Raw genomic sequence first — 11,457 nt, 5'->3', positions numbered from 1 at the left:
CGCCCTCGGCGCCCTCGACGGCCGGAGCCGCCGGGGCGTCGACCGCGGCGACGGCCTCGGCGGGCGCGTCGAGCACGGCGTCGGCCGCGACCGTGGAACCACCGCGGGTGCGGCGGCGCTCACGGGTGCGGCGGGCCGGCTTCTCCTCGACCGCCTCGGCGGCGGGCGCGGCGGCGCGGCCGGCGCCGGTCCGTCCGCCCCGGGGGGCGCGACCGGGGGCGGAGCGCGCACCGCGGCCGCCGGTCTCGCCGAGGTCCTCGACCTCCTCCGCGCCGAGCCCGGCCCGGGTCCGCTCCGAACGCGGCAGCACACCGGTGGTGCCCTTGGCGATCTTCAGCAGCTCGTACAGGTGCGGCGAGGTGGAGTAGGTCTCCTCCGGCTCGTTGAACTTGAGGTCCAGCGCCTTGTTGATCAGCTGCCAGCGCGGGATGTCGTCCCAGTCGACCAGCGTGACGGCGGTGCCGGAGGCGCCGGCGCGGCCGGTGCGGCCGATCCGGTGCAGGTAGGTCTTCTCGTCCTCGGGGCACTGGTAGTTGATGACGTGGGTGACGCCCTCGACATCGATGCCGCGGGCCGCGACGTCGGTGCAGACCAGCACGTCGACCTTGCCGCTGCGGAAGGCCCGCAGCGCCTGCTCGCGGGCGCCCTGGCCGAGGTCGCCGTGCACCGCGCCGGCCGCGAAGCCGCGCTGGGTGAGCTGGTCGGAGACGTCGGCGGCGGTGCGCTTGGTCCGGCAGAAGATCATCGCCAGGCCGCGGCCGTCGGCCTGCAGGATGCGCGAGACCATCTCCACCTTGTCGAGCGAGTGCGCCCGGAAGATGTGCTGGGTGGTGTTGGCCACGGTGTGGCCGGTGTCGTCCGGCGCGGCGGCGCGGATGTGGGTCGGCTGGCTCATGTACCGGCGGGCGAGGCTGATGACCTGGCCCGGCATGGTCGCCGAGAACAGCAGGGTCTGCCGCTTGGCCGGCAGCATGGTGATGATCTTCTCGACGTCGGGCAGGAAGCCCAGGTCGAGCATCTCGTCGGCCTCGTCGAGGACCAGCGCGCGGACCTTCGACAGGTCCAGCTTGCGCTGCCCCGCGAGGTCGAGCAGGCGGCCCGGGGTGCCGACGATGATGTCGACGCCCTTCTTGAGCGCCTCGACCTGCGGCTCGTAGGCGCGGCCGCCGTAGATCGCGAGCACGCGGACGTCGCGGACCTTGCCGGCCGTCTGCAGGTCGTTGGTGACCTGGGTGCACAGCTCGCGGGTCGGGACGACGATCAGTGCCTGCGGGCCGTCGGAGAGCTGGTCCTCGGTGGCCCGGCCGGCGTCGATGTCGGCCCGGACGACGACGCGCTCGATCAGCGGGAGGCCGAAACCGAGGGTCTTGCCGGTGCCGGTCTTGGCCTGGCCGATGACGTCGTGGCCGGTCAGCGCGACCGGGAGGGTCATCTCCTGGATGGGGAAGGGGTGGATGATGCCGACGGCCTCCAGGGCCTCGGCGGTCTCCGGGAGGATCCCCAGGTCCCGGAAAGTGGTCTTGATGGGTTCAGCGGTGGTGGACAGGGTGCTGCCTCTTCCGTGTGGAGGGGCCGAGAGCGAGAGAGCGGCGGGCAGCCGCGCGGCTGCGTACGGGCCGGGGGCCCTGAAAACAGCTGCGCGGACGCACAACCGCGCCGGTCCCTGCGGCCGGCCGGTGCGCGCGGCCCGGTCAAGGGGCGCGTCTCCGGCGGCGTCGGGGATGATTCCCGTGAGGGACCTGCGCGGGACCATGCGCCGGGCGGCGCGGTCCGCGGCGGCCCTCGCTCGGCCACTGATGCGGTGCCAAGGCTTGAAGTCCAAGCCATGGTCGGAGCCGATCGGCTCTCCGACCGGGCATCCGCGTACGTGAGTACCCGGCTCCCGGTGCGGACACGTCCAGTCGGACGGTGCCGCTACGGAGCGGGCTTGCCCGGCGCACCGAGACGGCGGTGACACCGTGCGAGCACTACGGACCTCGCTACCACCATACAGTCACGCGACGACTCGAACACGTGACGCGTCTGACATCGCTCGCGCGGGCCCGGCACGGGGGCTCCCGGGCGGCCCGCCCGCACGCTGCCGGGGGAGCGGCGTCCGACCGGCGGCGTGCGTGTGCGGGAGGCCGCGCCGGACTAAGGTGGCAGGTCATGGAGACCCATGGTGAGACGCAGGACGACGCGGCCGGCTCGATCGGCGACTGGGCGAGCTGCTCGGCCGATCCGGGCTACCGGGCGGCCGTGCTGGACCTGCTCGGCGCCCTCGCGTACGGCGAGCTGAGCGCCTTCGAGCGGCTCGCCGAGGACGCCAAGCTCGCGCCGGGCCTCGCCGACAAGGCCGCGCTGGCCCGGATGGCCTCCGCGGAGTTCCAGCACTACCAGCGGCTGCACGACCGGCTCGCCGAGGTGGGCGCGGACCCGCAGGAGGCGATGCAGCCCTTCGTCGAGCCGCTGGAGCTGTTCCACCGGATGACCGCGCCCTCGGACTGGCTGGAGGGTCTGGTCAAGGCCTACGTCGGCGACGCGATCGCGACCGACTTCTACCGCGAGGTGGCCGTCCGGCTGGACGACGACACCCGCGACCTGGTCCTCGGCGTGATGTCGGACACCGGGCACGCGCAGTTCGCCGTCGACAAGGTGCGGCAGGCCATCGAGGCCGACCCGCGTTCGGGCGGCCGGCTGGCGCTCTGGGGCCGGCGGCTGATGGGCGAGGCGCTGAGCCAGGCCCAGCGGGTGGTCGCCGAGCGGGACGCGCTCTCCAACCTGCTGGTCGGCGGCGTGCAGGTGCAGGGCTTCGACCTGGTCGAGGTCGGCAAGATGTTCAACCGGATCACCGAGGCGCACACCAAGCGGATGGCCGCGCTGGGGCTCGCCTCCTGACGGGCGCCGCCGGGCGGCGCGGCTCAGGCGTGCCGCTGCCGGCGGTGCGCGCCCGCCCGGTGCGGGCGGTGCCGGTGGGCGGGCTGGCGCCCGGCCGCGAGGTCCGGCCGGGCCAGGACCGAGGTGAGCAGGGCCGAGGCGACCGCCGCGATGCCGATGCTGGCCGCCGGGAACCGGCCGTCCAGTGCGAAGTGCGTGATCACCCCGCTGAGCAGGGCCGACACCAGGGCCGTTCCGAGCGTCAGCCCCCGGCCGGCCGGGAAGTACGCCGGCAGGGCCAGTAGCGCGGCGGCGCCGACGATCAGGCCGACGAGGGCGAAGGCGATCGACTCGACCAGCAAGGGTGCCTCCCCGGTACGCGGGCGGCGGCCTCCGGACGGCCGCACACCTGTCGCCGTACCCCGGTCCACCCGGCCGTACACGCAGCGGTGCCCCGTTCCCCCGGGGAGGGAACGGGGCACCGCGAAGCAGCTCAGAGCGTGCCGAACCCGACCTTGCGGGCGGCCTGCTCGCCGATCTCCACGTACGCCAGGCGCTCGGCCGGGACGATGACGCGGCGGCCGTGCTCGTCGGTCAGCGAGAAGAGCTTCGTGGTGCCCTCCAGCGCCTTGGCGATCGCGCTCTCGACCTCATCGGCAGTCTGCGAGCTCTCGATCACGATCTCGCGCGGCGCGTTCTGCACGCCGATCTTGACCTCCACGACTTCCGTCCCTCCGGGGTTGCAGCCAGCCACGCGCGGGCACCGGACCGCCTGGGACAAGCGTTCGCGGTGATCGCGCCGTACGGCTTCACCTTAGAGCACCGGATCAGTGCCGAGGCGAAGGTCGGCGGATCACTGGTCGGCGGCCTGCGCCTCGCCGGACTCGGCGACGGGGTGCATCGGGAAACCCTTCAGACCGCGCCAGGCCAGGCTGGCGACCAGCCGGACGGCTTCGTCGCGGGGGATCTCCAGGCCCTGGGACAGCCAGTAGCGGGCGGTGATCTGGGCCAGGCCGCAGACGCCGGCGGCGAGCAGCTTGGACTCCGCCTCGGGGAGGTCGGTGTCCTCCTGGATGACCTTGCTGACCAGGGTCGCGCTGGCGTCCGAGGCCCGCTCCACGCGCTCGCGCACGGCCGGCTCGTTGGTCAGGTCCGACTCGAAGACCAGCCGGAAGGCACCGGACTCGCTGGAGACGTAGTTGAAGTACGCCTCCATCGTCGCGGCCACCCGATGCTTGTTGTCGGTGGTCGCGGCGAGCGCCTCGCGGGTCGACTCGACCAGGGCGTCGCAGTGCTTGTCCAGCAGCGCCAGGTAGAGCTCCAGCTTCCCGGGGAAGTGCTGGTACAGCACCGGCTTGCTGACCCCGGCGCGGTCGGCGATGTCGTCCATGGCGGCCGCGTGGTAGCCCTGCGCGACAAACACCTCCTGGGCGGCACCGAGCAGTTGTTCACGGCGGGCGCTTCGCGGCAGGCGGGCACCGCGCGGGCGCTCCTGCGCCTCCTGGATGGCCGTCACGGCGCTCCTCACTTCACGGGTTGTTCGGGGCTGGCAAGATGACCGATTCTACTTTTCGGTAACCGCGTTCGCGCCTGGCGAGCGTGAGAAAAGCACCGAGCCCCCTTGTCAGGAGCCCACAATACGGCGCTGACCACCGGCGACGGCAGTGGTGTGACGAGAGCCGGTACCGCCCCGGCGCACCGGTGGCTCACTACCATCGTCCACCATGAGCAGCGCTGAGCAGCAGATACGTCCGGTGACAGGGGAAGCCGCAGGGTTCCGTACGGTCGAGGTCCCCGGTGCCGCACTGGCGGTGCACCGGCCCGACGGCGGGCCGGCCGGGGGCCGCGAGCCGGGGCTGTTCGTGCACGGGCTCGGCGGCTCGGCGGCCAACTGGACGGCGCTGATGGACCAGCTGGCCGGCCTGGTCGACGCCGAGGCCGTGGACCTGCCCGGCTTCGGGCACTCGGCCCCGCCCGCCGACGGGGACCTCTCCCTCTCCGGGCACGTGCGCGCGGTGATCGGCTACCTGGAGGCGACCGGCCGCGGCCCGGTGCACCTGTTCGGCAACTCGCTCGGCGGCGCCGTCTCCGTCCGGCTCGCCGCGCTCCGCCCCGACCTGGTGCGCAGCCTCACGCTGATCTCGCCCGCGCTGCCGGAGCTGCCGCCGCAGCGCACCGCCTGGTCGACCGGGCTGCTCGCGGTGCCCGGTCTGCCCGCCCTGCTGCGCCGGCTGCCGTCGAACGGCCGCAGCCCGGAGGACGCCACCGAGGGGCTGTTGCGGCTGGTCTACGGCGACCCGCAGGGCCTGTCGCCGGACGCCCGGGCGGAGGCGGTGGCCGAGTACCGGCGGCGGATCGGGGTGCCGCACGCGCTGGACGCGCTCGCCGGCTCGGCGCGCGGGATCGTCTCGGCGTACACCGAGCGGGGCGATCAGGCGCTCTGGCGGCAGGCGGAGCAGGTGAAGGCGCCCACGCTGCTGGTGTACGGGCTGCGCGACAAGCTGGTCTCGTACCGCTCGGCGCGGCGGGCCTGCACGGCGTTCGGGGACGCCCGGCTGCTGGTGCTGCCGGACTCCGGGCACGTGGCGATGATGGAGCACCCGGAGCAGGTGGCCCGGGCGGTGCGGGAGCTGCTGGCGCGGGGCTGAGCGGCTCCGGGTGGACGTGAGCGGCTTCGAGAGGGGCCCGAGCGGGGCCCGAACGGCTCCGGGCGGGGCGCGGACGCGAGCGGGCGGTAACGCCCCGCTCCGGGGAGAGGTCACGCCGGTTCACTCGTTCAGGTGGCAACCAGGCATGTGACCGATGGATTGCCGGAGCCCGGTCCTACCTTTCTGCTGTCGGACCGAACAGGTGTGGGGGAGTGGCGGCCGCCGGGGAACCGGAGAAGCCGGAGGGCAGCCGCGAGCAGGGGGTCGGCGGTCGGTGCGACCGCCGGTCCGGGCCGCGGTGCCGCCGGCCGACCGGACTCCTCCGCCCCGGGCCCGTTCCCGCGCCGCGGGGGCACCCGGGTGCCGACCAAGCCGCTCCAGCCATCCGTCGATCCGCTCTGCTCTGGAGGTCTCCCGTGCGCGTTGCACTGATCACCGAGGGTGCCCGTCCGCACCCGCGGCGTGGCGTCGGCGGCTGGTGCGCCCGGCTGGTGGACGGCCTGGTCGAGCACGACTTCGAGCTGTATGTGCTGGCCGGCGCGGCAGGTTCCGGCGTCGCCGAGAGCCCGCGGGGCCGCTGGCTCGGGGTGCACGAACTGGCGCTGTGGGGGTGCCGCCCGGCCGGCCGGCCGCCCGGCGCGCTGCGCGGACGGCAGTACGCCCGGGCGTACGAGGGCCTGGTCCGGGCGCTGGTGATGCCGGGCGAGCGGGCCTCGTTCGGGGCCGGGCTGTACCGGCTGGCGGCGCTCGCCCGCGAGGACGGTGCGCTGCCCGCGTTCCTGGCCTCCGCGTCCGCCAGGGGGACGCTGGAGCGCGTCTGGCGCTCGCCCGGGGCGGACACCTCGGCCGGGCAGCCGCTGGTCCGCGACGTACTGGTCGCGGCGGACCTGCTGGAGCAGTGCCTGCGTCCGCTCTCCGCGCCCTGGTACGGCACCGGGCCGGGCGGCCTCGGCGCGGCGGACCTGTGCCACGTGGTGGGCGGCGGCCCGGCGGCGCTGCCGGCGCTCGCGGCCAAGCAGCTGCACGGGGTGCCGTTCGTGGTCACCGAGCACGGCCTGCACCTGCGCGAGCAGTACCTCGGCTACCGCGAGGCGCCGTACCGGTGGCCGGTCCGCGCGCTGCTGCTCTCGTTCTTCCGGGCGCTCACCGAGGAGACGTACCGGCAGGCCGCGATACTGACCCCCGGCAGCGCCCACGACCAGCAGTGGCAACGCCGCTGCGGCGCCGATCCGGCGCGGACCAGGGTGGTCCACGAGGGCACCCCGGCGGTGGCCCGGGCGGCGGCCGGGCCGGAGCCGGCCGCGCCGACCCTGGTCTGGGCGGGCGCGCTGGAGCCGGGCCGGGACACCGAGCTGATGCTGCACGCCTTCGCCCGGGTCCGGTCCGGGCTGCCGGCGGCCCGGCTGGTGATCCACGGCGAGGAGGCCGTCCCGGGCTACCGGGCGCACTGCGAGGCGGTGGCCGACCGGCTGGGGGTGGCCGGGTCGGTGGAGTTCGCCGGTCGGCCGGGCTCGGTGGCGGAGGCCTGGGAGAGCGGCACGGTGATCGTCTTCTCGGCGCTCTCGCAGCGCAGCCCCCGGCTGCTGGCCGACGCGATGCTGAGCGGCCGGGCGGTGGTCTCGACAGACGTCGGGGTGGCCCGGGAGGTGGTGGGGCCGACCGGGCTGCTCGTCCCGCCGCGCGACCCGCAGGCGCTGGCGGGTGCCTGCCTGGCACTGCTGCGCGACGCGGAGCGGCGGGCCCGGCTCGGGCTGGCCGGCCGGCTACGGGCGCAGGAACGCTTCGCCGTGGAACCGGTGACCGGCGCGTTCCGGGAGATCTACCTGGAGCTGGTCTCCCAGTGGCCGGCCTTCCCGGCCGCCGGGGCCGGCGGCACGGCCGGCGAGCAGCCGCGCCCGTTCGCCCGGCCCGCCGAGTACTGGCTGGCCGACCGCCGCAGCGGCGGGAGCGCCGAGGAGCGGCCGGCCGGTGGGGACGAGGACGCGGCGTCCGAGCGGTCCGGCGCCCTCGCGGAGGCGGTCTGATGGCCGGCGGCGGGCCGGTCGCCGGGAGCGCGGCGGCCACCGGGGGCGCAGCGGTCACCGGGAGCGTTCCGGCCGCCGGCCCGGCCGGGGTCTGCGGCGACCCGGTCCGGGAGGTGATGGCGGAGCACCGGGAGCTCTGCGAGCGGGCCGTCGATCCGCTGGAGATCGCCGCCGGGCTGGAGGAGGCCGGGTGCGGGCAGGAGACGGCCGCGCGCTGCCGGCACGCCGATCTGTTCTCGCTCGCCGAGGAGCTGTACGCCCGGGTCCCGCGCCGTCCGCCCCCGGCGTCGGCGGACGGGTCGGGCGGGCACCGGTCGGGGCGGTGCGGTGCGGCGCTCCGGGCGGCGGCCCTGGCGGTGCCGCCGGTCGCGGCGGTCGTCGGGTCGGCCGGCCGGTGGCCGGTGCTGCTGCCGGCCGCCGTCCCGCTCGTGCTGCTGCCGGCGCTGTCCGCCCCCGAGCGGACCGCCGCGGCCGGGCGGTCGCTCCGGGCGTCCGCGGACCGGGCCGGGGCCGGGCCGGAGCCGGAGTCGGAGCTCGGGCCGTCCGCCGGGGACCGGCCGGGCGCCGTGCCCCGCGCCGGGTGGCGCCGACCGGCCGTGTTCGGCCACGGGTGCGGGGTGGCCGCCCTGCTGCTGCTCCCGCTGGCCGGGGCCGGATCCGGGGCCCTCGGTGGCGCCGGTGACGGCCGGGTGACGGCCGCGCTGGTGCTGGCCGCGGCGCTGTCGGCCGGGTCGGCCGAGTGGGCGGCGCGGTGGTTCCGGCACATCGCCCGCGGCCATCTGCGGGTGGCGGGCACCCTCGCCGAGTTCCGGGCCCGGATGCGGCCGGTCCTGCCGGTGGCCGTCGCCCTGCACCTGGCCGTCCTGGCGGTCCTGACCTTCGCCGCCCTCGCGGTGCTGACCGCCGTGGCGCCCCGCCCCGGACCGGACCGCGGCGGCGGCCTGCTGCACCTGGTGGCCGAGCGGGCCGAGCCCGCCCAGTGGGCGGCGCAGGGCGTGCTGGGGCTGCTGCTGGTGCTGCCCGCGCTGCTGGCCCGGTCCGGCCGGACCGGCGCCGCCGGGCTCGGCGCGCTCGCCGGGCCGGCCGCCGTCGCGGCGCCGCTCGTGCTGGGCCGGTCCGCGCCGACGGCCTGGCTGCTCGGCGGCGGCGCCGTCGCGCTCGCGCTGCTGGCGTACGCCTGGCCGGTGCTCGGCCGGGCCGAGGCCCACCGCTGACCATCCGGTCGCTCGATCTCCCCGTCGTTTCGGCCGGGCCGGTGCCAACCCGGCCGGCGTTGATCGCGTGGGACCCGGTCGCTCGCCGAGCGACCGGGCGGCGTGAGCCGGGAATCCCTCCGCCTCGGCGGAGGGAGGATTCAATCTGTCCGCCAGGTCGTACCTACCCCCGACCTCGCTTCGTGGAAGGACACCCCCGATGAGGGTGCTGCTGCTGGGCGCCGACGGCTTTATCGGCCGTCGGGTCACCGATCGTCTGCTCGTGGACCAGGAGTTGCAGGTGACGGTGCTCGGCCGGCGTGACTCGGCCGACATCCGCTTCGACCTGACCACCGGCAGTCCGGGCGCGCTCGCCCGGTTCCTGGACGCGGTCGCGCCCCAGGTGGTGATCAACTGCGCGGGCGCCACCTACGGCAGCTCGCGGACGCTGATCCGGGCGAACACGCTGGCCGTCGCCACGGTCTGCGAGGCGATCCGGCGCAGCCGGGAGCCGGCCCGGCTGGTGCACGTCGGCTCGGCGGCCGAGTACGGGCCGGTGCCGGGCGGGGTCCCGGTGTCGGAGGGCGCCGAGCCGCGCCCGGTCGGCCCGTACGGGGTGTCCAAGCTCGCCGGGACGGAGCTGGTGCTGGCCTCCGGGCTGGACGCGGCGGTGCTCCGGGTGTTCGACGTGGTGGGGCCGGGCGCGCCGACCGCCTCGCTGTTCGGCCGGCTCGCGGAGGGGCTGCGCCGGGCGCTGGAGCGCGAGGAGTCGCAGGTGCGGATGCCGGACCTGTCCGGGTACCGGGATTTCGTGGACGTCCGGGACGTCGCCCGGGCGATCCGGGCGGCCGCGGTGTCGGCGGCCACCGGGGTGATCAACATCGGTAGCGGGCACGCCGTCCGGGCCCGCGAGGCGGCCCAGCTGCTGGTCCGGGCCTCGGGCTTCGAGGGGGCGATCGTGGAGGAGAACCGGCCGGTCCTGCTGCCCGCGCAGGCCGGCGGGCCGGTCGAGCACCTCGACCGGCACGGCGAGCGCGATCGGCACGGGGCCCCGCACCACCCGGGCCACCGGTCCGCGGAGGCGCGGCCGGCCGAGGGGCGGGGCCCGGCGGGCGAGCCGGTGCCGTGGCGTCAGGCGGACGTGCGGACCGCCCGGGACCGTCTCGGCTGGCGGACACAGGTGCCGCTGGAGGAGTCGCTGGGCGACGTCTGGCTGGAGACGGCCTGCCGGGTCTGACCCGCGTGGCCGCCGTGCCCGGGTGCGCGACGGCCCCGGTGCGGCGGGCCGCGGCGCCCTCGACCGCCCGCCGGACGGCTCCGGCGGGCGGTCCCAGCATCCGATGTCGGCTGTCTCGCCAGTCGGACGAGCTGTCTCGGAATAGCGGGGCGGCATGACACTGTTGGCGTAGCAGAGCCACCTCGGTGGCAGAGCAGAAGCCACAAGAGGTTGGCCCTGGCCACCTGAACTGACGACCATCGGAGTCCCCGTGTCGCTGCCACCCCTGGTCGAGCCGGCCGCCGAGCTCACCGTCGACGAGGTCCGCAGGTACTCCCGCCACCTGATCATCCCCGACGTGGGCATGGCCGGGCAGAAGCGGCTGAAGAACGCCAAGGTGCTGTGTGTCGGCGCCGGCGGCCTGGGCTCGCCCGCGCTGATGTACCTCGCCGCGGCCGGCGTGGGCACGCTCGGCATCGTCGAGTTCGACGTGGTGGACGAGTCCAACCTGCAGCGGCAGATCATCCACGGCCAGTCGGACATCGGCCGTTCCAAGGGCGAGTCGGCACGGGAGTCGGTCAAGGAGATCAACCCCTACGTGGACGTGATCCTCCACGACGAGCGCCTCGACAACGACAACGTGATGGAGATCTTCTCCGGCTACGACCTGATCGTCGACGGCACCGACAACTTCGCCACCCGCTACCTGGTGAACGACGCCGCGGTGCTGCTCGGCAAGCCCTACGTGTGGGGCTCGATCTACCGCTTCGACGGCCAGGCCAGCGTGTTCTGGGCCGAGCACGGCCCGTGCTACCGCTGCCTCTACCCGGAGGCCCCGCCGGCGGGCATGGTCCCGTCCTGCGCCGAGGGCGGCGTGCTGGGCGTGCTCTGCGCGTCCATCGGCTCGATCCAGGTCACCGAGGCGATCAAGCTGCTGGCCGGTGTCGGCGAGCCGCTGGTCGGCCGGCTGATGATCTACGACGCCCTGGAGATGACCTACCGCCAGGTGAAGGTCCGCAAGGACCCGAACTGCGCGCTCTGCGGCGAGAACCCGACGGTCACCGAGCTGATCGACTACGAGGCCTTCTGCGGCGTCGTGTCGGAGGAGGCGCAGGCCGCCGCCGCCGGTTCGACGATCACCTCGAAGCAGCTCAAGCAGTGGCAGGACGACAAGGAGGACATCTTCCTGATCGACGTCCGCGAGCCCGGCGAGTACGAGATCGTCAACATCCCCGGCGCGGTGCTGATCCCGAAGAACGAGTTCCTGATGGGCAACGCGCTGGAGTCGCTGCCGCAGGACAAGAAGATCGTGCTGCACTGCAAGTCGGGCGTCCGCTCGGCCGAGGTGCTGGCCGTGGTGAAGTCGGCCGGCTTCGCCAACGCCGTCCACCTCGGCGGCGGCGTGCTCGGCTGGGTGAACCAGGTCGAGCCGCACAAGCCGGTCTACTAGCAGACGCGTGCGAAGGGGCCGCCCGGGCGATCCGGCCGGCCCGTCGCACGTCCGCGGCGGGGAGGGAGTG

The 11,457-nt window shown here is 75.2% G+C and carries 10 protein-coding genes; 6 read left to right on the top strand and 4 right to left on the bottom strand.

Going from position 1 to position 11,457, the window contains the following annotated elements; genetic code table 11:
- Positions 1–1,432, bottom strand: a 1,432-nt coding sequence (locus tag ACFVYI_RS41715; RefSeq protein WP_387895198.1) for a DEAD/DEAH box helicase, incomplete at its 3' end; no start/stop codon positions are given.
- 716 nt (positions 1,433–2,148) lie between these two features.
- Here ACFVYI_RS41715 and ACFVYI_RS41710 point away from each other — a divergent pair.
- Positions 2,149–2,877 (top strand): ferritin-like fold-containing protein, encoded by a 729-nt coding sequence (locus ACFVYI_RS41710; RefSeq protein WP_387895197.1) that lies wholly within the window; start codon positions 2,149–2,151, stop codon positions 2,875–2,877.
- A 23-nt stretch (positions 2,878–2,900) separates the two neighbouring features.
- On the opposite strand, the gene ACFVYI_RS41705 is transcribed toward ACFVYI_RS41710, so the two are convergent.
- The 3 genes from ACFVYI_RS41705 to ACFVYI_RS41695 form a co-directional block, all read right to left on the bottom strand.
- Positions 2,901–3,218 carry a hypothetical protein gene (locus tag ACFVYI_RS41705; protein ID WP_387895196.1) on the bottom strand — a complete coding sequence of 106 codons (318 nt, stop codon included), beginning with the start codon at positions 3,216–3,218 and terminating at the stop codon, positions 2,901–2,903.
- 131 nt (positions 3,219–3,349) lie between these two features.
- A complete protein-coding gene (locus tag ACFVYI_RS41700) occupies positions 3,350–3,577 on the bottom strand; it encodes a DUF3107 domain-containing protein (RefSeq protein ID WP_360632871.1) in 228 nt (75 codons plus the stop codon).
- Between the two features lie 132 nt (positions 3,578–3,709).
- On the bottom strand, positions 3,710–4,372 hold the full coding sequence (locus tag ACFVYI_RS41695; protein ID WP_387895195.1) for a TetR/AcrR family transcriptional regulator: 663 nt from the start codon (positions 4,370–4,372) through the stop codon (positions 3,710–3,712).
- A gap of 208 nt (positions 4,373–4,580) precedes the next feature.
- Here ACFVYI_RS41695 and ACFVYI_RS41690 point away from each other — a divergent pair, with 208 nt between their 5' ends.
- The 5 genes from ACFVYI_RS41690 to moeZ all read left to right on the top strand — a co-directional run bounded on the left by ACFVYI_RS41690 (position 4,581) and on the right by moeZ (position 11,387).
- Positions 4,581–5,504 (top strand): alpha/beta fold hydrolase, encoded by a 924-nt coding sequence (locus ACFVYI_RS41690; RefSeq protein WP_387895193.1) that lies wholly within the window; start codon positions 4,581–4,583, stop codon positions 5,502–5,504.
- Between the two features lie 416 nt (positions 5,505–5,920).
- Complete coding sequence (locus ACFVYI_RS41685; RefSeq protein ID WP_387895191.1) at positions 5,921–7,528, top strand: DUF3492 domain-containing protein; 1,608 nt, start codon at positions 5,921–5,923, stop codon at positions 7,526–7,528.
- A complete protein-coding gene (locus tag ACFVYI_RS41680) occupies positions 7,528–8,742 on the top strand; it encodes a hypothetical protein (protein WP_387895190.1) in 1,215 nt (404 codons plus the stop codon). Before ACFVYI_RS41685 ends, ACFVYI_RS41680 begins: the two co-directional genes overlap by 1 nt.
- A 199-nt stretch (positions 8,743–8,941) precedes the next feature.
- Positions 8,942–9,958, top strand: a complete 1,017-nt coding sequence (locus ACFVYI_RS41675) for an NAD-dependent epimerase/dehydratase family protein (protein ID WP_387895188.1) — start codon at positions 8,942–8,944, stop codon at positions 9,956–9,958.
- Positions 9,959–10,208: 250 nt separating this feature from the next.
- Positions 10,209–11,387 (top strand): adenylyltransferase/sulfurtransferase MoeZ, encoded by a 1,179-nt coding sequence (moeZ, locus tag ACFVYI_RS41670; protein WP_387895185.1) that lies wholly within the window; start codon positions 10,209–10,211, stop codon positions 11,385–11,387.
- Positions 11,388–11,457: the final 70 nt, after the last annotated feature.

The organism is Kitasatospora sp. NPDC058218, from assembly GCF_042882445.1.
Taxonomy (GTDB): Bacteria; Actinomycetota; Actinomycetes; order Streptomycetales; family Streptomycetaceae; genus Kitasatospora.
The sequence above is the reverse complement of the archived record's forward strand: the minus strand, read 5'-3'. Positions and strand labels throughout refer to the sequence as shown.